Consider the following 21,066-nt stretch of genomic DNA (forward strand, 5'->3'; position numbering starts at 1 on the left):
TTTATTGTAGGTGGGCCAGTTGGTGATTTTGAACTTTTGCTTTGCCACGGAACGGTCTGCGTTGTCGGGAAGATACGTGATCTGATCCTTCAACTCAGCAAAAGTTCGATTTATTCAACAAAGCCCCCTCAGCCCGGACGAGCCGATGCGGATGCCACCTTTATGATTAACTATAATTAGCACTGACCGCACTCCCTGCAGCTCAGATAAGCTGCAGGGAGTGAATTCAGGTTAAAGCAGTTCGTGCGCTTTGGCGTAATCAATTAATTCCACGATGCTTTGCACACCCAGCTTGGAATAAATATTGGATTTATGCGCGCTAATGGTTTTGTTGCTTAATAGTAGCTGTTCAGCAATTTCCTTATTGGATAATCCATTCGCCAGATACCGTAATACCGTGACCTCGCGGTTCGATAATGGCATATCTACTGCCATCCCTTTCCCTGAACCCAAATGGTTTATAAAGTTCAGCGTTTCTGACGGGAAAAAGGAATAGCCCATCAGGATCATTTCTACGGCGTTGTAGATCTCACCCAAATCTTTACGCTTACTGACGAAGCCATTTGCCCCGGCGCGAATGGCGCGACCCGCGTAAAATAACTCTGATTTAGACGAGAGAAACAGAACCTTAATGTCTTTGTTTAAGTTTCTGATTCTCTTAAGCAAAGCGAAAGCATCCGTGCCCGTGAGTTCAATGTCAAGGATCACCAGATCGATAGGGTGATTGCGGATACAGTCAAGGACTTCATGGCTATCGCCAGACTTGAGCTTGACTGTGATATTCTTATTTTTCTGTAGCAGGACTTCTATCGACATTCTGACGATAGGATGTTCGTCCATAATGATAACGGATGCCGGTTTCATTTTTAATGCCTCAGATTGTTAAAAGCGTTGTGCAGAGTTTGGTAAAACTCTCGAAATGCCGGAAGGATATAATGTGCAGATCCCTATACCGTAGTATTTCCCTGGAAAGAGCGAAAGCATCCTTGTTTACGTAATGAAAAGAACTATGCCTCAGCGCGGTCATCTCATTAGGCTGGTGTTGGCAAAAAGGTTTTTCTTATTCAGATTTGATACGCATCTTATTATACAGGGTAAGTTTTTTCCGAAAACCCTGTAAATTAATATCCGCTTATGGGTTTGTATTATCTTCTGGATCTGAATCGCTATTTTTTTAAATTTAGCGGAAATATCCTGTTATCTCATTTACCGCATATTTTCATCTTTATGTAATAACAAAAAATAACAGATATCTCTTTATGTTGATTAATTGTTAACGAAAATACCCATCATTTAGGGGGACTAACCCACGCTGATGAGCTCAACAATTGCCCTCGCAGGCCGCCAGTCCTTCATCTGAAAGCGCGCTGGTTGATTAGAAGGTTCGCATCTCCTGCACAGGAGAACATGCTATCCGCTTTGCTTTTTCCTCCCTGACTTTGCCGCTAAGCTGCTTGTTTTTACATCATTATCATCTTGTTAACGCTATCTGCATTCACTTAACGGATGGAGTAAAGTGCTGCCGTTTGTTCATTCTGTGGCATTTCACAATGTTCGCGTCCTTAAATTAGGAATAGTTATAAATTCGATTTAATTGTTAAAAATTAACATTTATGCAACGCAAGTGGTAAGTAAATTCCTAAACAGCTCTAGGAAATAAGGGGTTAGGACGTGAGTGAAAATGTGCAGTCTGAGAGGTTATTAAGAAGATGCAGCAATTCCTGACGATGGCTCAGCCCGAGCTTCACCAGGATGCAGCTGAGACGATAGATAATACGGCTATAGGGACGATTCTGCATAAGGGCAATCTGACGTAATGTCTTGCCCCGGGAAAGCTCCTGCAGGATGGGCCATTCGTTGCGTGAAAACCAGTCTTTCTCCGTACCCTGCGGAGGGAGGGTATCCAGCAGGCTCTGCTGGAGCGCAGCGGCATTCAGCTGGCGTTCGAGAACATGAAAGGGACCTGCCGCTTTGCAGAAGAGGCGGGTGTCGTAATTATCGGCCCTGACCAACAGCCAGGGCGTCAGGAACGGAGGAAACAGACTATGCCGTCTCAACTGATCCAGTTTCTCCAGAAGCCCCGTGGACCGGCTTTCAATATCCACGACCAGACGGGCTGAGGGCCACTGCGTCTGAGCGATGAGGGCATCGTCCAGCGTGGCGTAGTCGCAGCAGCTGCTCAGGGGAAATTGCCCGTTGAGAAAACCGGTGCGCAGGTAGTGATCCTCAGTCACCAGAAGGATAAAAGGGGCGTCTGTTTTGCGGGGCTGGCTGATGGACTGGCTCAAGAATTCGAGCCGGTCGAAAAAGTGGGGAGCAAAAGGTGAGCGCGTAAATCCCAGTGCATCACTTCCTGTACGCCGCCGCCGGTAACGGCGCACTGTCATTCGCATGGTCTCCCTCCTGGAAATGGCTTTCTAATCCTCCGGCCATGTCCAGGACGGCCAGTAATACCCCTGGCCGAGATCTGCGCCTGCCTGCAGTGCACAGGTACGATCGCGTTCAGTCTCAATACCTTCAATAAGCACTTTCCCGGCAAGCTGAAAGCAAAGGGAAACCAGTTGCCTCAACTCAGGGGTGTCGCGTAAACGCCAGAATGCTTCCTTATCTATTTTGATGCCGCTTAACGGGAGTCGAAAGGATAAAAACGACTGCACTAAGACGTCATCGATGTCGTCCAGCCAGATTGCGTGCCCTCGTCTGCTCAACTGATGGAGATTCTGAACCACGAACTGCTTCTGTGCGACGGAAAGCGCCAAAATGGACGCGGGGTCGACAAACTCAATATTGAGCGGCACGCAGGATAATCTTATAAGTCGCTGAAAAGACGTGGGCTCTGTCAGAACGGTTATCGGCAGATTAATAAAAAGGTTATGACCGTGCGGCGTATTTTTTAACGTGGCAAGCTGCGCTTCAAGCAGCGTTATCGACCAGTCTGCGGGCCGATCGCAAAAAAAGTCCTCACTGTGCCGCATGTCGGCCAGAACGCTAAGGACCTCGACGCCAACCTGGCGCAAGGAGGTAAGGGCGACGATGGGCTCAAGCTTGATGCCGACGATCTCCTGAGAGATGTATTCTAACCGGGGGGGCGTATCGATCAGGTTTTGCGCTGTCACTCCATTGTCCTGTTGTCTGTCAGCCTCCAGGCGGCCGGGATACCTGACTCTAGTGTGACGAGCTGACGTTCGGGAAAACAGCAGGCGTTACTTAAATGCAACTAAGCCTTTTCGCAGCGCTAAATTTTACGGTGAAACAGGACAAAATGTTGAGAAAATAGCCGTATTTACAATCGGCTAGCGGTAATTGACTCTGAAAACGGAAAAGGCATTGACTCACCTGCCATTGACCGTATAATTCTTCGCGTTTCACCACCGCGAAGTACACACTTCTCAGTGCGCCCTTAGCTCAGTTGGATAGAGCAACGGCCTTCTAAGCCGTAGGTCGTAGGTTCGAATCCTACAGGGCGTGCCATTTAATTTCATAGAGTTACGCCTCCTTCACATCCTCCTGATTTCCATTGTGGGACATATTTGGGACATCACCCCTAAAATTTACCGGTCATGAAGGACATTTATGTGGTATCTACTCGCAACTTCGCTTGCCGCACTCTCTCTTAATAAAAGCCTGGCTTACCTGCTGCTGGGATTAACGGCATTTCTCGGCTGGAAACAGAGTATTCTTGACGCCCCGGCGCTGCTGGTTATTGCATCAATCGTTGTTGGCTGGTCTGTTGTTGAATGGCTACGTAATAAAAATAATAAATACACATATCTGGTCGAAGGCCCGTGCGTGGTCATTGCCGTTGCCCTGGTTTTGCATGTGATCCCGGGTTTTCATAACCCAAAGGTGCTGGATGCTGTCGTCGTTGGTCCGCAAAGCATACCGTTCAGTATGTACTTTAATATGGACAAGGCGGTGGTTCCGTTCTTTTTAATTACGTGTATGCCAACGTTATTCGTAGCAAAACCCCTCTATAAAGCTGGCAAGGTCGGCTGGGCGATATTGGTTCTTGCGGTACCCGCGCTGTTACTTCTGGCTGTTGCGTTGGGCGGGCTTAGAATTGAGCCGCATGCGCCAGAATGGTTCGCTCAATTTGCCCTTGCGAATATTTTCTTCGTCTCTTTGGCCGAGGAAGCCCTGTTCAGAGGCTACCTGCAGCAGCGCTTGTCCCGGATCGTTCATCCTGTTGTCGCGCTGTTGATTGCCTCAGTCATCTTTGGGCTGATGCATTATAGCGGCGGTTTACTGCTGATTATTTTTGCCAGCCTCTCCGGCATTATTTACGGCCTGGCGTGGATGTGGAGCGGCAGGCTCTGGGTTGCTACGTTATTCCATTTTGGGCTGAACGGCGTGCATTTATTGTTCTTCACCTATCCTGTATATGCCCCTCATGCGGTTATGTGATGCTTTTTAAATTAGTAGCCTTATAAATTTAGCTACCTCCGGATAAGCATACAAAGCCCCGCAATATCGGGGCTTTTATATCTGCCGGGCGCATGAATAACAGATTTATCTTTGCATCATAATAAATAGAAGGCTAATTAATTTCATTGCAGGCAGGCTTAAGGTTTTCTTAATCTAATAATTATCTCTCATTAAAATTTGGATTTTTATCATTCTAAAATCTGCTAAAAAGAAATTTTACACTTTTACGACTAAACTCGATTGATACTAATTATCATTAGCGTTGTTGTATGCTTTAATCCTGTCCCACAAAGCTATGAGTGGTTACTCCCGTTGGTCTATTAAGGATATGTTCATGAATTCTCGCCTGCTGTCCTGCTTCTCGCTTGCCTTGTTGTCTTCCTCCCTTTTCCTTTCCACACAATCGGTTGCCGCCGATAACAACGAAGGTATCGTTGTTTATAACGCGCAGCACGAAAACCTGGTGAAGTCGTGGGTTGACGGTTTTACTAAAGAAACCGGTATTAAAGTCACGCTACGTAATGGTGATGACAGCGAGCTGGGTAACCAGCTGGTGCAGGAGGGCAGCGCGTCGCCGGCAGACGTATTCCTGACGGAGAACTCGCCGTCCATGGTGCTGGTGGATAATGCAAACCTGTTTGCGCCGCTGGATGCAGACACCCTGAAGCAGGTACCGGCAGAGTATCGTCCGGCGCACGGTCGCTGGATCGGCATTGCCGCCCGCAGCACGGTATTCGTCTATAACCCGGCAAAACTCAGCGAACAGCAGCTGCCTAAGTCGCTGATGGATCTGGCGAAACCCGAGTGGAAAGGCCGCTGGGCGGCATCACCGTCAGGTGCGGATTTCCAGGCCATCGTGAGCGCAATGCTGGCGCTGAAAGGCGAGAAGGCCACCCTGGAATGGCTTAAAGCGATGAAAGCCAATTTCGTTGCTTATAAAGGCAACAGCACCGTGATGAAGGCAGTCAATGCCGGCCAGATTGATGGTGGCGTGATTTATCACTACTACCGCTTTGTCGACCAGTCTAAAACCGGTGAAAACAGCAAAAACACTCAGCTCTACTACTTCAAACACCAGGATCCGGGTGCGTTTGTGAGCCTTTCCGGCGGTGGCGTGCTGGCGTCCAGCAAACACAAAGCGCAGGCGCAGGCCTTCATCAAGTACATTACCGGCAAAGAAGGTCAGGAAAGTCTGCGTACCAACAACGCCTTTGAATACGCCGTGGGCGTGAACGCGGCCTCCAACCCGAAACTGGTTCCGCTGAAAGATCTTGATGCACCGAAAGTTGAACCTTCAACGCTCAACAGTAAAAAAGTTATCGAGCTGATGACGCAAGCCGGTCTGCTGTGATCCTGAGAGTGAAGTGAACGTCTTATGTCTGGTCTGAGTCTCGACATCGGAAAAAACAGAGTGCAGGAGCCTGTCCGCAGGCGTCCTGCACTGCCGATGGTTGCGTTAGCTGTGTTGTTTTCATTAATGGCGCTCCTGCCTTTGGGTTTTATCATTGCCATTGGCTTTGAGACCGGCTGGGAAACCATTAAGGCGCTGGTGTTTCGCCCGCGTGTGGCTGAGCTGCTCAGCAACACGCTGTGGCTGACGGCCCTGGCGGTTCCGCTGTGTATCGTGACGGGCGTGGTGATAGCCTGGCTCACAGAGCGCACGCAGCTTGCCGGACGGGGCATCTGGTCCGCGCTGGCGGTCGCTCCGCTGGCCATTCCGGCGTTTGTGCAAAGCTATGCCTGGGTGAGCGCTGTTCCCTCCATGCACGGGCTCTCTGCGGGCGTGTTCCTTTCCGTACTTGCCTACTATCCGTTTATCTTTATGCCGGTTGCGGCGGTGCTGCGTCGCCTTGACCCGACGCTTGAAGATGTCGCCGCGTCGCTCGGCACGCCGCCGTGGAAGGTCTTTTTCCGCGTGGTGCTGCCCCAGCTCAAGCTGGCTATCTGCGGCGGCGCGCTGCTGGTGGCGCTGCACCTGCTGGCGGAATATGGCCTGTACGTGATGATCCGCTTTGATACCTTCACCACGGCAATCTACGACCAGTTTCAGTCTACCTTCAGCGGTCCGGCGGCAAACATGCTGGCGGGCGTGCTGGCCTTGTGCTGCCTGGCTATATTAATGCTGGAAGGCGTGACGCGTGGAAAAGCCCGCTACGCGCGAATTGGCGCCGGGGCCGCGCGCGAGCAGAAACGCTGGCCGCTGAAGCCTGCGGCGGCCGCGCTGGGTCAGCTGTTTTTCATCGTGCTGATCGTGCTGGCGCTGGGCGTGCCGTTAATTGTTCTGTGTCGCTGGGTTTGGCTCGGCGGCGTGCAAAACTGGATGAGTGCCGATCTCTGGCACTCCCTGCGCCAGACGCTGATGCTCGGCGTGGGCGGCGCACTTCTCACGACCGTGTGCGTGATCCCCATCGCGTGGCTCGGTATCCGCTATCCACACCGCATCTTCCGGATGCTGGAAGGGTGCATCTATATCACCAGTTCGCTGCCGGGCATTGTCACGGCGCTGGCGCTGGTCACCGTCACTATTCATTACGCCCGTCCCATTTACCAGACGGAAATTACCCTGTTCCTGGCCTACCTGCTGATGTTTATGCCCCGTGCGCTCATCAACCTGCGGGCGGGGATTGCTCAGGCGCCGGTCGAGCTGGAAAACGTGGCGCGCAGCCTGGGCAGCACGCCCGCGAAGGCGCTCTGGAGCGTCACGATGCGGCTTGCCGCGCCGGGTGCGGCGGCGGGTGCCGCGCTGGTTTTCCTCGGCGTCAGCAACGAGTTGACCGCCACGCTGTTGCTCTCTCCTCTGGGCACGCGCACGCTCTCAACCGGATTCTGGGCGCTAACCAGTGAAATTGATTATGTGGCTGCAGCGCCTTACGCGATGCTGATGATCCTGATTTCACTCCCGCTGACCGCCATTCTCTATATGCAGTCGAAGAAAATTGCAGGGCTATGACATGCTTGAATTAACCGCCATTTCTAAATCGTTTTCTGATGTGCAGGTGCTCGACAGCTTAAACCTGAGCGTTGCGCCGGGGAGCAGGACGGCGATTGTCGGGCCGTCCGGGTCGGGTAAAACCACGCTGCTGCGTATTCTTGCCGGCTTTGAAACGCCCGACACGGGGCGCATTGTCATGCAGGGGAGAACGCTGTTTGATGAAAACAACTTTGTTCCCGCCCACCTGCGCCGGATCGGTTTTGTTCCTCAGGAGGGCGCGCTGTTCCCCCACCTTAATGTGGCAGACAACATTGCCTGGGGGCTGGACGGTACCCGCCACGAGAAGCGCCAGCGCGTTGAGGCGCTGATGGAGATGGTCTCTCTGGACAGGCAGCTCGCAACGCACTGGCCCCATGAGATTTCCGGCGGACAGCAGCAGCGCGTGGCGCTTGCCCGTGCGCTTGCCCAGCGTCCTTCACTGATGCTGCTGGATGAACCTTTCTCGGCGCTGGACACCGGCCTGCGCGCCATGACCCGTAAAGCCACGGCCGATCTGCTGGCTGAAGCGGGCGTGGCCTCGATTCTGGTCACCCACGATCAGAACGAAGCGTTATCCTTTGCCACGCAGGTTGCCGTCATGCGTTCAGGACGCTTCACGCAGGTCGGGACGCCTTATGAGGTGTACACTCGTCCGGTTGACGAAGAGACGGCGCTGTTTCTTGGCGATGCGCTGATCCTGCCTGCGCAGCTCACCGCGGGCTACGCCCTGTGCGCCCTGGGTGAGGTGCCCACGGACAACGCGCAGGCTACAGGGCAGGGCAGAGTAATGCTGCGCCCGGAACAGCTGAGCGTGACGGCATGTGCCTCCCATGAAAGCCCAATTTCGATTCTTGATGTGGACTTCACCGGCCAGCTGTCGACGCTCACCCTTGGGCTCGCCGGGCAGCACGAGCCCGTGACCCTGAAGACCGTCAGCCAGCCAGGATGGAACCCTGGCACGGCGGTACGCATTGATATTGCTGGCACCGCGCGTGTATTCGAATATTCTTAATATTCGTTAGTAATTTCATGCAACGGGTTGTTATAAAAGATTTTTCCCGAACGTATGGCATTCTCTGAGATTCTCTACCATGCTCATAAAACCTCACCACAATGCGTGAGGTTTTTCGTAGTTGCTGATTAATCTCAAGGAAAAAGGTTATGAAAAAGACGACTGCTATTTTGTTGGGAACGGCGTTACTGTTTACAACCAATGCTTTTGCTGCACAGCTACTCACTAAAAGCGAGTTCAAAAAAGTTGCATCTCAATATAAAAAAATCGGTACGGTAAACACCTCGAATGAAGTATCGGTGGATGATGCAAAAAAAGAACTGATTGAGAAAGCCGATAAGAAAGGCGCGGATGTCCTGGTGCTCACTTCAGGGAACACCAACAATAAAATTCACGGTACGGCCAATATCTACAAGAAAAGATAACGTCATTGCAGCCACCCCGAAACGGGGTGGTTGTTCACCCTCTTTTCTCGCCATACCTCCTCATGAACGCGGTTACACTTGCTAATGCATTTATAATGCGTATAGTTCTCATTTGCATTTCAGCAAACACATTCTAAGGCCCGACAACGGGTCATTTTTGCGCGCACTTTCAAATGAGTTAACGATGAACAACACCAACATACACAAAACGCTGCTGGCGCTCGCAGTTGGCGCAATAACACATTCCGCCTTTGCGGCTGACGATCAAAAAGAAGATACCCTCATCGTGCAGGCTAAGCCTGCCAGCGAGTTCAAACCCGGTGGCGACCAGCTGGTACCGGCCTTCCTTGACGGACAGGTGGCGAACGGCGGACGCATGGGAATGCTGGGCCAGCAGAACGCCATGGACGTGCCGTTCAACATCATCAGCTACACCTCAAAGCTGGTGGAAGATCAGCAGGCGAAAACCATTGCTGACGTGGTCGCTAACGACGCGGGCGTGCAGTTCGTTCAGGGGTATGGCAACAGCGCGGAAACCTACCGCATCCGCGGCCTGAAGTTTGACGGTGACGACATGACCTTTGGCGGTCTGTCCGGCGTGCTACCGCGGCAGGTAGTAGATACCCAGATGGTCGATCGCATCGAGATCTTCAAAGGGGCCAACTCGCTGATGAACGGCGCGGCGAGCTCTGGCGTGGGCGGGATGATCAACCTTGAGCCTAAACACGCGGGCGAACTCCCGCAGGCGAAAGTGGGCATCGACTATACCTCTGATTCCCAGATTGGCACCACGCTGGATGCGGGCCGTCGCTACGGTGACAGCGACCAGTTTGGCGCGCGGGTGAACCTGGTCCACCGAGAAGGGGAAACCGGCATACCGAATGACCGCCGCCGCACCACGCTGCTCTCTACCGGCCTGGATTACAGCGGTGACCGCTTCCGCACCTCGCTGGATCTCGGCTATCAGAAGAAAACCTTCCACGGCAGCCCGACCAGCGTCAATATCTCCGCGGTGGATTTCGTACCCGAGCCGCCGAAAAACGATCGCAACTTCTCTCAGAAGTGGGCCTACAGCGACATCGAAAACGAGTTTGGGATGTGGCGCAGCGAGTACGACATCACCGACGGCTGGACCGCCTACACCGGCCTGGGCGCGCAGCACGCGCACGAGGAAGGGATCTACAGCGCGCCGAAGCTGGTGGATAAAAGCGGCAAGGCAACGGTCAGCCGCCTTGATACCAACCGTATCAGCGATTCCGTCAGCGGCATGGCGGGCATTCGCGGTAACTTTGATACCGGTTTTATCTCGCACAAGGTCAACGTCGGCTATTCTGCGATGACCAAAAACGAAAAAATCGCGTGGAAAATGTCGGCTGCGAAGGATAACCCGACCACCAACATCTACCACAATACCGGCGTCGATATGCCGGACAGCACTAACTTCAACGGCTCCGGCGGAAAGTACAGCGACCCGCTGACCAGCGGACGCACGCGCACCCAGGGTTGGCTGCTGAGCGATACGCTGGGCGTGCTGGACGACAAACTGCTGTTCACCGCAGGCGCCCGCCATCAGAAGGTGGTCATTCGCGGCTATAACAAAATTACCGGTGCGGAAAACGCGGCGGATGGCTTCGACGGCAGCCGCTGGATGCCAACCTATGGCGTGGTCTACAAGCCGTGGGAGACGATCTCCCTCTATGCCAACCATACCGAAGCGCTGCAGCCGGGCAAAACCGCGCCTAATACCGCCACCAACTACGGCCAGAGCACCGGTATCGTTCACTCTAAGCAGAATGAAGTGGGCGTGAAGGCGGACTTTGGCCGCGTGGGCGGATCGCTTGCGCTGTTCGAAATCAAAATGCCGTCGGCGATCCTCGACGACAGCGGTCACTACGGCCTTGACGCTGAACAGCGTAACCGTGGCGTGGAGCTGAACGTCTTCGGCGAGCCAATGCTGGGGATGCGTCTGAACGCCAGCGCTACCTGGCTGCAGGCTGAGCTAACCAAAACCAAAAATGGCGTGAATCAAGGTAACGATGCGATCGGTATTCCGAACTTTTACGCCGTGCTGGGCGCAGAGTACGACATCAAGCCGATTAACGGCCTGACTGCCACCGCCCGCGTGAACCACTCCGGCGCGCAATATGCTGACCTTGCAAACACCAAAAAGCTGGACAGCTACACCACGCTGGATCTGGGGATGCGTTATCGCTTCGAGGTGAACCACAATGCAAACCAGATGACCGTGCGCGCGGGAATCGACAACGTGACCAATGAAAACTACTGGTCCAGCGTGGACGATTCCGGTACCTATATTACGCAGGGCGAACCGCGCACCTTTAAGGTTTCGGTTGGCTACGAATTCTAAGCGTTCCATCTCGTTATCCGGGGCAGGGATGCCCCAATCCCTTGCTACCTCCAGCATGAAGTGTTAAAACGTGCCCCTTCTAAAAAAGAGACAGGGGTAGGACGTGAAAGACGCGTCATCCGCTTCAGGCCATGGTAGCGCCGAAGCCTCGTCGGATCAGAATCCGACGCTGCAACGTGGGTTGCAAAATCGACATATTCAGTTAATTGCCCTTGGCGGCGCAATCGGTACCGGGCTGTTTCTCGGCATCGGCCCCGCTATTCAGATGGCTGGCCCGGCGGTTCTGCTGGGTTATGGTATCGCCGGGATTATTGCCTTCCTGATCATGCGCCAGCTTGGCGAGATGGTCGTTGAAGAGCCAGTTTCAGGCTCCTTCGCGCACTTTGCTTATAAATACTGGGGCCCGTTTGCCGGCTTCCTGTCCGGCTGGAACTACTGGGTAATGTTCGTGCTGGTGGGGATGGCGGAGTTAACCGCCGCAGGCATCTATATGCAGTACTGGCTGCCGGATGTCCCGACGTGGATCTGGGCGGCGGCCTTCTTCATCATTATTAACGCCGTTAACCTCGTCAACGTCCGCCTGTATGGCGAAACCGAATTCTGGTTTGCGCTGATCAAGGTGCTGGCGATTATCGGCATGATCGGCTTTGGCCTGTGGCTGCTGTTCTCTGGCCACGGCGGCGAGCGCGCCACGATCGACAACCTGTGGCAGCACGGCGGCTTCCTCGCCACCGGCTGGAAAGGGCTGATTCTCTCCCTGGCGGTGATCATGTTCTCCTTCGGTGGGCTGGAGCTAATTGGCATTACCGCCGCCGAAGCGCGCGACCCGCATAAAAGCATTCCCAAAGCGGTTAACCAGGTAGTGTATCGGATTCTGCTGTTCTACATCGGCTCGCTGGTGGTCTTGCTGGCCCTCTATCCGTGGGTGGAAGTGAAGTCCGACAGCAGCCCGTTCGTGATGATTTTCCACGATCTGAACAGCAACGTGGTGGCTTCTGCACTGAATTTCGTCATTCTGGTGGCGTCGCTGTCGGTCTATAACAGCGGCGTTTACTCCAACAGCCGTATGCTGTTTGGCCTCTCCGTACAGGGCAATGCTCCGCGCTTTTTAACGCGCGTCAGCCGTCGCGGCGTGCCGGTGAATTCTTTGTTGCTGTCAGGGGCCATCACGTCGCTGGTGGTGCTGATTAACTACCTCCTGCCGAAAGAGGCCTTCGGCCTGCTGATGGCGCTGGTTGTCGCCACGCTGCTGCTGAACTGGATCATGATCTGCCTGGCGCACCTGCGCTTTCGCGCCGCGATGCGCCGCAAGGGACGCGAAACTCAGTTCAAAGCGCTGCTTTACCCGGCGGGGAACTACATCTGTATCGCTTTCCTGGGGCTGATTCTGGTGCTGATGTGCACCATGGATGAGATGCGCCTCTCGGCGATGCTGCTGCCGGTGTGGGTTATATTCCTGTTTGTGGCGTTTAAGCTCTCCCGAAAAAAGTGATCTGCTTTTCACCCTCTCCCCGTGGGAGAGGGCCGGGGTGAGGGCACCAGACCGCACCTGCCTTCACGCCCGGTGTACGAAACTGATTATCTGACGATGACCCCCGACAGGGAGCGAATATCATTCCCCGTCGGCGACTGGTGAATACGCAAACCAAATTCATCCACCACCGCGAAAATATGGTCGAAGATGTCGGCCTGTATCTCCTCATACTCTGCCCAGACCACCGTATTGGTGAAGGCATATATTTCAATCGGCAAACCATTCGCGTCAGGCGCCAACTGACGCACCATCAGCGTCATATCTTTGCGAATGCGCGGGTGGTTGCGAAGATATTCGTTCAGGTAGGCGCGGAAGGTGCCAATATTGGTCATCTTGCGAAGGTTTAATACCGATTCCCCTTCACCGTTCTTCTGATTCCACAGGTTTATTTCCTCATGTCGTGCGGCCAGATAGGGCTTAAGCAGTTTCGCCTGAATAAGTTTCTGCTGTTCCTGCTCGTCGAGAAAATGAATGCTGGTGGTATCAATGTTCAGGCTGCGCTTAATGCGTCGACCGCCGGAGGCCGACATGCCGCTCCAGTTGATAAAGGCGTCGGAGACCAGCGCCCACGTAGGGATGGTCGTAATCGTATTATCGAAATTGCGTACCTTAACGGTAGTCAGGCCGATGTCCGTCACCGTGCCGTTGGCACCGTATTTCGGCATCTCCAGCCAGTCGCCGAGCTTGAGCATGTCGTTAGCGGAAAGCTGAATCCCCGCCACGAGTCCGAGTATTGGGTCTTTAAACACCAGCATCAGGACGGCAGCCATGGCACCCAGACCGCTGATCAGAATCGCCGGGGACTGACCAATCAGCAGGGAGATAATCAGTATTCCCACCAGGATGGCGCTCACCAGCTTGATGCCCTGGAAGATCCCCTTCAGCGGCAGCTGTGACGCGGTAGCCATTTTCTGCGACAGATTGAAAATCACGTCCAGCAGCGAGAAGAAGGAGAGCAGGGCATACACCATCACCCACAGCTTCGCGCAGGTGGTGAGTATTTCCGCCGCTTCGCTGCCTTTTTGCAGCCAAAGTACCGCCTGGACGTTGACGATTATCCCCTGCAGGGTAAAGGCCAGACGGTGAAATAATTTATTCTGGGTGATGATCTGCAGCCATAAATGGCTGCTAGCCTGCGCGCGTTTTTCGAAAGCGCGAAGCACGCCTTTGTGAAGAATAAAATGAACGATGATGGCGGTAAGAAAAATAATACCAAAGATAATCACTAAAGAGGTGGTGTGATTAATTTCAATGCCTAACTCTTCAACCTGAGCAATCAATTCCTGCATAACGTCTCCTGTATTTTTGCAGCCCCATAATGGCGGCTGCGGATCTATTATGCAAATTCACAGGCTTATTTGGTGGCCTGGCAGATCTTCGCCACCGGCAGACACAGGCGATGGCGGATGCGCAGCGTCGCCAGGGCAAGCACCACCATCATCGCCGTTTCCACCATCAGGAAGACGTTAACTGCCTGGGTGTAATCCCCGTGATGGTTCTGCAGCGCGTGCAGCAAAATGGCGCCAAAAATGGCCGGGCCAAGCCCCAGCGCGGCCTGCTGCAGGGTGCTGAGAATGGCGCTCGCTGCCCCGGCGTCGTCAGGCTGAATATCGCGCATCCCGATGCGGTAGAAACTGTTCACGATCAGCGCCTGCCCGTAGCCCACCAGTCCGGTGGCGGGTGCCAGCGTCAGGGCGGTATTGTTCATGCCCCACAGCCGGAACGTCGCCATCAGCGCCAGCAGGCCGGCAATCTGGATCGCCAGACCCGTCAGCAGAATAGTGCTGGTGCTGTAGCGGGCAATCAGCCGCGGCGCGAACCACGCGGAGATAAAATAAGTCACTCCAAGAGCGATAAAACTGTTCCCGGACTGCCATGGGGCCATCCCCAGACCGGTTTGCATGGTGAGCGCCATACAGAACATAAAACCGGACCAGACGCTGAAAAAGAGCATCGCAATCAGAATGCCAAAGCGCACGCTGCGAAGCGAAAGCAGGCGCGGCGGGATCAGCGGGTGGGCATTCTCACGCTCCTTTATGCGCGCATTCATCGCCATCAGCCAGGCTAGAGGGATAAGGGCGAGCAGCATCGCCTTCAGCGGCCAGGACCAGTGCCACTGCGGGCCGAGCGCCATCGGAAACAGCAGGCAGCAAAGCATAATGGCCAGCAACACGGTACCCGGCCAGTCGATGCGTGACGGCGTCTCACGACGGGTTTCCGGTACGAAGCGGCGGCTTAGCGCCAGCACCACCAGACAGATCGGTACGTTGATAAAGAAGGCGTTTCGCCAGCCCAGCCCGGCGATATCCGCCGATACCAGCCAGCCCCCGCCCATCTGCCCGACGATAAACGCAATCCCGCCGATGCCGCCGAACAGGCTGATGGCTTTTGCGTGGGCGGTACCTTTCAGCGTCACGTGCAGCGTGGCAAGAATTTGCGGCATGATGAGTGCGGCACCCGCGCCCTGAACGATGCGCGCGGCCAGCAGCTGTTCAATGTTTCCCGCCATCCCGCACAGCAGCGAGGCCAGGCCAAAGCTCGCTACACCCCACATGAACAGACGCCGACGGCCAAAGTTATCCCCCAGCTTGCTGCCGAGCGCCAGGCAGACGGCGAAGGCCACGCCGTAAAGGGCCACAATCAGCTCCAGCTCGGTGGCGGTAGCGTGCAGCGAATGGGTGATGGCGTCCAGCGCCACGTTGGTGATTGAGGTATCAATCATCGGCAGCATCTGGCCGGTTAGCAGCAATATCAGGCCAGCGCGGCCCGGTGAAACAACTGACGTATTCATGGTAACTCCATTGCGTCATTCATCAGATGGTCGTAGCATCTACCATCAGATAAACGGGTACCAGTTCTTGCTTATACTGGTACTGGCACTACCATGCAGGGGGATTTATGGCGCTGATGTCTGAACCCGTCGTCTCACTTCAGGATGACACCCGAAAACAGCTCGGGGCATTTTTACGCGCCCGACGTGAAAGCCTCGATCCGCAGCGTCTCGGCCTGCCGCGCAGCGGCCGCCGCCGCACACCGGGTCTTCGTCGGGAAGAGGTGGCGATGCTCGCGGACGTGGGCGTGACCTGGTACACCTGGCTTGAGCAGGGCAGGGACGTCAATCCGTCCAGCGCGGTGATGGCGGCCGTGGCAAAAGCGCTGCAATGTACCCCAACTGAAGCCCGGCACCTGTTTGTATTAGCCGGTTTACCGCCGGGTGAAGCGCCGCAGGCGGTCTGCTGCGAAGGCATCAGCGAAGGCACGCGCCGCCTGCTGGATACGCTGATGCCGAAACCCGCCAGCATTCAGAAACCGAACTTCGATATCGTGGCCTGGAACGACAGCTTCGGGCATCTGATGGGCGTCGATTTCAATGACATCCCTCCCGAAGATCGCAACTGTATTTATCTGTTCCTCACCCATCCGGCGTGGCGCGCCCGCCTCGGCAGACGCGACGACGTGCTGCCCATCTTTGTCTCCTATTTCCGGGCGGCGATGGCCGAACACCGGGGCGATCCGCTGTGGGAGGCCAAACTGGCGCGCTTCTTCGCGGTCTCCGAAGAGTTCAAAACCCTGTGGCACCAGCGCAACGACGTGCGCGGCGTGGAGAACCAGCTCAAGCTGTTTACCCATCCCGAGCTGGGGGATTTTACGCTGCAGCAGATGTACTGGTATTCCGCGCCGCGAAACGGCTCGCGGCTGCTGGTGTATCTGCCGGTGGATGAAGCAGGGGAGCGGGCGATGGCATGGCTGGAGAAAAAAAAGATTTAGCACCGCGAGTGGCTTCGCGCCAGGTGTTAACTAGTACTTTTCTGGCAGTTTATGCACTGCTATAAGTATGCCGCGTTTAATGTCTATATGACCATCGATGCGCAGATCGCTCAGAATTTTCATGACGCGGCTGCGCGAAAGACGTGTTTTTTCCTGGATATAATCGCAGACATTAACTGTCAGGCGTAAATCGTCTTTCTCATTTATTAATGCAATGATGTTTTCTCGTATTATCTCATAAGTTGACAGGCCTACAGAGACGTTATTGATTTCAATGAGTCGCTTGATTCCAAACATATAGAGTAGAGCAGCCTCTTTCCAGAGGCGTTCCCGGTCGATGATATTCAATACTTCATTTCGTGGAATGATTTCATATTTAACCTCACTGCAGGCTTTAAAATAGAAATTCGCATTCATGTCCATCAGGGCGTTCATACCCACTAACATCGGGCTCTGAAAGTATTTCATGAGCAAGTTTCCTCTGGTGCGATAGGCTGCCAGCATCCCCTCATGGATAACCAGCGTCATCGGTTCGGGATATTTCTCCATAGTGATTATTTGCCGTGAAACTGCTTGTCGGACACGGTGTGGATTTGTAATTGCTGCAATTATTCTTTTTTCTTCATTTTCAGGTTTCATGATTTTGTATTATTCCTGGGAGTACTTACATTTAATCAAAATAACTGAATGTGTAGAACACAAATTACATATTCCTGCGAGTTGCTAAGATCATTACTGATGAAAATAAACCTTCCTTAAAACGCTGAGGATAACAAAGGACAAAAACATAGAGAAGATAACGTGTCGGGATCGGCTATTAGCAAGTCAGAATTATGGGCGAAGTGATGTTTATATTTTGACTGTAAACACTTTCCGCATAAGGTGTTGCGGTAATAGGTTAAGCTGCCAGTGGTGTTTAGATTACAGCAGAGGTGAACATCGCTGCGCAAACGAGTAGCCTGAAGAGGGTAAAAACACGTTTTAACCCTCTCAGGGAGTGACAGATCCTGATATGTCTCGAGTGAGCGGTCAGGCATCAGTATTGCCACTGGAGCGAAACACCCAGCGTGACGGGACTGGTATGTAGTTCATCCGGCTTTGAAAGCGGGGTACCGATGAAAAAGTCATAGCCAAATTGACCTTTGACGCCTCGAATGCCAGCCACTGCCCCGGCAAGGTGTGCGCCACTCCAGTAATCATTTTCAGAGCCGCTAACCTCACCGTAATCCACGCCAATATAGGGCTGCATCCCCCACTTTGGCAGGTTAAGATCAATGTCATTGCGTAGATACCAGCCCTTATCCGCATAGATCGACATTTCTCCATCAAACCCTCGCACAGTCCAGCGGTTGCCAATAGTGAACTTATCCGGTTGGGTGAGCCGATCTGGTGACGTTTGCTGCATAAAATGCGGCTCGTAGCTAAAAGCATTTCCGGCCAGTTTGAAAGGGAAGACCCCATCAACTTTAAGCGTAAGGATCCTTGCCAGTGGATCAGCGCTGCCCACCAGCTCTTCTGCATCAGGTTGTTCGCCAAACCACGGAGCCGCATGCTGGTATCCGAAACTGGTCGTAAGTTGACCCGCTGAAAAATAGGCAATGTTATTCAGGCTTAACTGCCAGCTGCTGGTATCCCGATGCTGTACTTCCACTTCCACGTCATTAAGGTCATAGCGTGAGTCACGCTTGATCATTTTAAAAGCCAGCGTGGTTTTCTGACTGGCGCTGCGGAAGATCACGCGGTTAAGGACAGCCGTCATTAATTTTTCGTCGCTGCTGTACTGGTAGCGAAATTCACCGTTGCGGAGAGTTTGCGTGGAACGATAATGGCTGGCATAAAGGTCAAGCGACCAGTATCCCAATGGAACAGAATAAAAGGCCGAGCTGTTATCGTTGCGACGTCCATCTTCATTTTTGAACCCACCACCATAAGCAATGTAAAACATGTCATTTAATGAAGTTGGGTTATCAAGATAAAAAGCGAGCCCTCCCTGATAACGTCCGGTGTGTTTACTGCCTGAATCATCAAACCAGGAGCCCAGGCGCCATGATTGTGGCTGTGTGCGGGTCACTTCAATATGTGTATCCCCGGGACGATTGCCCGGTAGCAAACGTATACTCGCCTGAGTGCCGGGTATGCGCTGCATATTCTCTAAGCCTTGCTCCAGCCCTCGTAAATCGAGAAGATCGTTTTGGCCTTCCGGAATGTTGTTCCACGCATTTAAAGAATGACCGTTTAACTCTTTTATGTCTATTTCGCTGATGCGGCCAGGCAGAATTGTAAAATGCAAAATACCATTACGTAAATTCTGCGTGGGCACTAATATGCGAGTAGTAATAAATCCATGAGAAATCAGGCGATTCTGCATCGCAGTATGAAGGTTTTTAATACCCCTGATACCAACACACTGTTTTTCTGTTTGCTTTATGAGATCGCGAAAAGTCAGCCAATGTGGAAGTGACTCTGCGCCATCAATAACGACGTGCTGGATATCATAGCAAACAGCTTCTTTGGTCAGAATCAATGTATCACTTGCGCGCGTTCCTTCTGCAGAAAGTAGCGACTTACTTTGAGGCGCAAGCTGGTCATGCCTGGCCTGATCCTGTTGCTGAGTGGTCGCAGACTCAGCCTTTACGTAACAGGGCGACGTTACGAGGAGCGACGCTAAAACGACGGCGAGACGAGGGTAAGAGATAATCATGTTATTGGCTTCAGAGATTCTGAGGATGTTTAACCCTGGTTTAAAGAAATAAAAAGCCCCATAACTAAAATGGGGCTTTGAGAGCCATGGATTATTACATAGCGGTGTTAATGCCATATCCGCCAGGGAAATAGACTATTTCAGTAATGGTTCTGCCGAAGTAGGTATCACCAGGATAAAAGACCATGCCATTTTCCCAAACACCATTACCCTCGGGAGTGCCGTTTGGTTTAATTGAATTATAGCTGGTGCTATTATCCATATTATTTCCATTCCAGCTGTTATTGTCATTAATAAAGCCGGAGTTGTCGATGGAAGTATTGTTACTATCAAGGGTGATTACATTATTGTCCGGATTGTCAGTGCCAGTCTGATTAATTACTCCTGTGTTATTTACGAAACCAGTGGTTCGGACATACTTGCCAGTGATGATTCCACCCTTTTCGTTATTTATACCATTGTAAGTGTTTAACTGAACATCCTCGGCACTGGTTATGTTACCGCTATTCGTCAAAGTGTTGCTGGTGATATTGATACCATTTTCTGCCGACAGCGTTCCTCCGTTGATAAGATTGATCCGTTCCATCTGAGCATTCAGCTTATTGCCAGCGCTGATAACACCTGTGTTATAGACTGAAGATGGATAGTAGCCGTAGCCGCCGGAAATGAACATGTTGATATCATTCGCAGAGCGGATTTCACCATCGTTTTGAAGGTTATTCATTAGGTTAAGTGTGGTGTCACCTCCTGCCTGGAGCTGGCTGCCCGCTTCTGTAGTCACAGCTGAGGCATTGATTGTAATGTTACGATCCGACTTAATGTCTCCGCTGCGCAGATTATTCAGATTATTAAGGTTTAAATTGATGTCGTTTTTACTTAAAATGGAACCACTGTTATTGAGATCGGACAGCTGAAGATCCATCTGATCGGCAGTCAATGTACCGCTATTTTCCAGTGCGCTGCTGTTCATCTGCATTGCAAGATGACCTTTTGCAGTAATATTACCGCTATTGGTCACTGGACCAGCGTAATTATTCCAGCCATTCGAACCAATGTTCAAAGCCAGGTCTTGGCCAGCAGCGATAGTCCCTGCATTCTGGAACGTACCGGTAACGGTCATATCAATATTACGACCTGCCTGAAGTGTGCTGTTGAGGTCAGAGTTATAGGCCCTTGCATACATGAAAATATCATTGTCAGCGGTGATGGCACCCGAGCTATTATCCAGTGCGCCATTTACGGAAAGTGAACCTTCACTATGGATAGTCCCATTATGGTTAGAAAGCAGATCGTCGCCACTCAACTGCAGTTGGCTGTCGTGACCAAAGGACTGAATAATGCCGTTATTGTTATTGAGTACATTGGCGCTGATCGTATTCCAGCCATTACCGGCTGAGATCAGTCCATTTTCGTTGTTTAGCGCGCGGGTAGTTACGTTCATTGACGCGTTACTGGCGAGCTGGCCAGATGTATTATCGATATTGGTGGTATCTAGGCTAAGAGCACCCTTCGCCACAATCTTGCCCTGAGTATTGTTTATGCCACGGGCGTCCGAATTACTATAGGCATAAGACGCGCGTTGAACCAACAGTTCGCCATTACTGAGTATTTCCCCCTGCGCATTATCCAGTGAATCAGCCATCACAAAGGTGCTGGCATTTCCCTGTACTGAGCCAGCTGTGTTGAGAGTAGTTTTACCCGCCAGGTTAACCATGTCCGCTTTGATAAGGCCATGGCGGCTTTGTTGAATAAATCAGATTTCGGGTAAGTCTCCCCCGTAGCGGGTTGTGTTTTCAGGCAATACGCACGCTTTCAGGCATACCTGCTTTCGTCATTTTGTTCAGCGCTCGTACCAGGGCCAT

General features: G+C 52.6%; 16 protein-coding genes, 1 tRNA gene and 1 pseudogene. 10 read left to right on the forward strand and 8 right to left on the reverse strand.

The features are described from left to right. Nucleotides 1-180: pseudogene (locus ACWYRJ_RS16395) on the forward strand (hypothetical protein); the annotation flags it as partial. Between the two features lie 51 nt (nt 181-231). On the opposite strand, the gene fimZ reads toward ACWYRJ_RS16395, so the two are convergent. The 3 genes from fimZ to ACWYRJ_RS16410 all read right to left on the reverse strand — a co-directional run bounded on the left by fimZ (nt 232) and on the right by ACWYRJ_RS16410 (nt 3,116). Beyond that, nucleotides 232-864, reverse strand: coding sequence for a fimbria biosynthesis transcriptional regulator FimZ (fimZ, locus tag ACWYRJ_RS16400; RefSeq protein ID WP_008499339.1), 633 nt, complete (start codon nt 862-864; stop codon nt 232-234). 800 nt (nt 865-1,664) lie between these two features. After that, entirely contained in the window at nt 1,665-2,393 is a 729-nt protein-coding gene (locus ACWYRJ_RS16405; RefSeq protein ID WP_455508281.1) for a helix-turn-helix transcriptional regulator, read from the reverse strand. Nucleotides 2,394-2,417: 24 nt separating this feature from the next. Next, nucleotides 2,418-3,116, reverse strand: a complete 699-nt coding sequence (locus tag ACWYRJ_RS16410; protein WP_455508282.1) for an EAL domain-containing protein — start codon at nt 3,114-3,116, stop codon at nt 2,418-2,420. A gap of 278 nt (nt 3,117-3,394) precedes the next feature. Between ACWYRJ_RS16410 and ACWYRJ_RS16415 the strand changes: the two genes are divergently transcribed. From ACWYRJ_RS16415 to pheP, 8 genes are all read left to right on the forward strand, one after another. After that, nucleotides 3,395-3,471, forward strand: a tRNA-Arg gene (locus ACWYRJ_RS16415). Between the two features lie 102 nt (nt 3,472-3,573). Further along, nucleotides 3,574-4,404 carry a CPBP family intramembrane glutamic endopeptidase gene (locus tag ACWYRJ_RS16420; protein WP_111963359.1) on the forward strand — a complete coding sequence of 277 codons (831 nt, stop codon included), beginning with the start codon at nt 3,574-3,576 and terminating at the stop codon, nt 4,402-4,404. Nucleotides 4,405-4,759: 355 nt separating this feature from the next. Next, nucleotides 4,760-5,776, forward strand: a complete 1,017-nt coding sequence (locus ACWYRJ_RS16425) for an iron ABC transporter substrate-binding protein (protein ID WP_047748646.1) — start codon at nt 4,760-4,762, stop codon at nt 5,774-5,776. A gap of 24 nt (nt 5,777-5,800) precedes the next feature. Beyond that, on the forward strand, nt 5,801-7,375 hold the full coding sequence (locus ACWYRJ_RS16430) for an ABC transporter permease (RefSeq protein WP_188035075.1): 1,575 nt from the start codon (nt 5,801-5,803) through the stop codon (nt 7,373-7,375). A gap of 1 nt (nt 7,376) precedes the next feature. Beyond that, nucleotides 7,377-8,408 carry an ABC transporter ATP-binding protein gene (locus ACWYRJ_RS16435; protein ID WP_111963356.1) on the forward strand — a complete coding sequence of 344 codons (1,032 nt, stop codon included), beginning with the start codon at nt 7,377-7,379 and terminating at the stop codon, nt 8,406-8,408. 149 nt (nt 8,409-8,557) lie between these two features. Further along, nucleotides 8,558-8,833 carry a DUF1471 family periplasmic protein YahO gene (gene yahO / locus ACWYRJ_RS16440; RefSeq protein WP_455508283.1) on the forward strand — a complete coding sequence of 92 codons (276 nt, stop codon included), beginning with the start codon at nt 8,558-8,560 and terminating at the stop codon, nt 8,831-8,833. Nucleotides 8,834-9,017: 184 nt separating this feature from the next. Then, entirely contained in the window at nt 9,018-11,201 is a 2,184-nt protein-coding gene (locus ACWYRJ_RS16445; protein ID WP_249575761.1) for a TonB-dependent receptor, read from the forward strand. A gap of 103 nt (nt 11,202-11,304) precedes the next feature. Further along, complete coding sequence (gene pheP / locus ACWYRJ_RS16450; RefSeq protein ID WP_047650497.1) at nt 11,305-12,693, forward strand: phenylalanine transporter; 1,389 nt, start codon at nt 11,305-11,307, stop codon at nt 12,691-12,693. 86 nt (nt 12,694-12,779) lie between these two features. On the opposite strand, the gene ACWYRJ_RS16455 is transcribed toward pheP, so the two are convergent. Beyond that, nucleotides 12,780-14,024: a mechanosensitive ion channel family protein gene (locus tag ACWYRJ_RS16455; RefSeq protein WP_127729861.1), complete on the reverse strand. Its 1,245-nt coding sequence runs from the start codon at nt 14,022-14,024 to the stop codon at nt 12,780-12,782. 65 nt (nt 14,025-14,089) lie between these two features. Next, nucleotides 14,090-15,526, reverse strand: a complete 1,437-nt coding sequence (locus ACWYRJ_RS16460; protein ID WP_111963352.1) for an MFS transporter — start codon at nt 15,524-15,526, stop codon at nt 14,090-14,092. Nucleotides 15,527-15,633: 107 nt separating this feature from the next. On the opposite strand from ACWYRJ_RS16460, the gene ACWYRJ_RS16465 reads away from it, so the two are divergent. Continuing rightward, nucleotides 15,634-16,503 (forward strand): helix-turn-helix transcriptional regulator, encoded by an 870-nt coding sequence (locus ACWYRJ_RS16465; protein WP_111963351.1) that lies wholly within the window; start codon nt 15,634-15,636, stop codon nt 16,501-16,503. A gap of 30 nt (nt 16,504-16,533) precedes the next feature. Here the strand turns inward: ACWYRJ_RS16465 and ACWYRJ_RS16470 are convergent, their stop codons facing one another. The 3 genes from ACWYRJ_RS16470 to ACWYRJ_RS16480 form a co-directional block, all read right to left on the reverse strand. Next, on the reverse strand, nt 16,534-17,142 hold the full coding sequence (locus ACWYRJ_RS16470; protein WP_111963350.1) for a helix-turn-helix domain-containing protein: 609 nt from the start codon (nt 17,140-17,142) through the stop codon (nt 16,534-16,536). Nucleotides 17,143-17,539: 397 nt separating this feature from the next. Next, complete coding sequence (locus ACWYRJ_RS16475; RefSeq protein ID WP_149366174.1) at nt 17,540-19,204, reverse strand: ShlB/FhaC/HecB family hemolysin secretion/activation protein; 1,665 nt, start codon at nt 19,202-19,204, stop codon at nt 17,540-17,542. 94 nt (nt 19,205-19,298) lie between these two features. Continuing rightward, entirely contained in the window at nt 19,299-20,918 is a 1,620-nt protein-coding gene (locus ACWYRJ_RS16480) for a hypothetical protein (protein ID WP_455508284.1), read from the reverse strand. Nucleotides 20,919-21,066 lie beyond the last annotated feature (148 nt).

The organism is Enterobacter sp. (assembly GCF_977039595.1).

Coding starts and splice junctions, on each gene's coding strand:
- fimZ (WP_008499339.1), bottom strand. CDS start 864: ATGAAACCGGCATCCGTTATCATTATGGACGAACATCCTATCGTCAGA.
- ACWYRJ_RS16405 (WP_455508281.1), bottom strand. CDS start 2,393: ATGCGAATGACAGTGCGCCGTTACCGGCGGCGGCGTACAGGAAGTGAT.
- ACWYRJ_RS16420 (WP_111963359.1), top strand. CDS start 3,574: ATGTGGTATCTACTCGCAACTTCGCTTGCCGCACTCTCTCTTAATAAA.
- ACWYRJ_RS16425 (WP_047748646.1), top strand. CDS start 4,760: ATGAATTCTCGCCTGCTGTCCTGCTTCTCGCTTGCCTTGTTGTCTTCC.
- ACWYRJ_RS16430 (WP_188035075.1), top strand. CDS start 5,801: ATGTCTGGTCTGAGTCTCGACATCGGAAAAAACAGAGTGCAGGAGCCT.
- ACWYRJ_RS16435 (WP_111963356.1), top strand. CDS start 7,377: ATGCTTGAATTAACCGCCATTTCTAAATCGTTTTCTGATGTGCAGGTG.
- yahO (WP_455508283.1), top strand. CDS start 8,558: ATGAAAAAGACGACTGCTATTTTGTTGGGAACGGCGTTACTGTTTACA.
- ACWYRJ_RS16445 (WP_249575761.1), top strand. CDS start 9,018: ATGAACAACACCAACATACACAAAACGCTGCTGGCGCTCGCAGTTGGC.
- ACWYRJ_RS16455 (WP_127729861.1), bottom strand. CDS start 14,024: ATGCAGGAATTGATTGCTCAGGTTGAAGAGTTAGGCATTGAAATTAAT.
- ACWYRJ_RS16460 (WP_111963352.1), bottom strand. CDS start 15,526: ATGAATACGTCAGTTGTTTCACCGGGCCGCGCTGGCCTGATATTGCTG.
- ACWYRJ_RS16465 (WP_111963351.1), top strand. CDS start 15,634: ATGGCGCTGATGTCTGAACCCGTCGTCTCACTTCAGGATGACACCCGA.
- ACWYRJ_RS16470 (WP_111963350.1), bottom strand. CDS start 17,142: ATGAAACCTGAAAATGAAGAAAAAAGAATAATTGCAGCAATTACAAAT.
- ACWYRJ_RS16475 (WP_149366174.1), bottom strand. CDS start 19,204: ATGATTATCTCTTACCCTCGTCTCGCCGTCGTTTTAGCGTCGCTCCTC.
- ACWYRJ_RS16480 (WP_455508284.1), bottom strand. CDS start 20,918: ATGGTTAACCTGGCGGGTAAAACTACTCTCAACACAGCTGGCTCAGTA.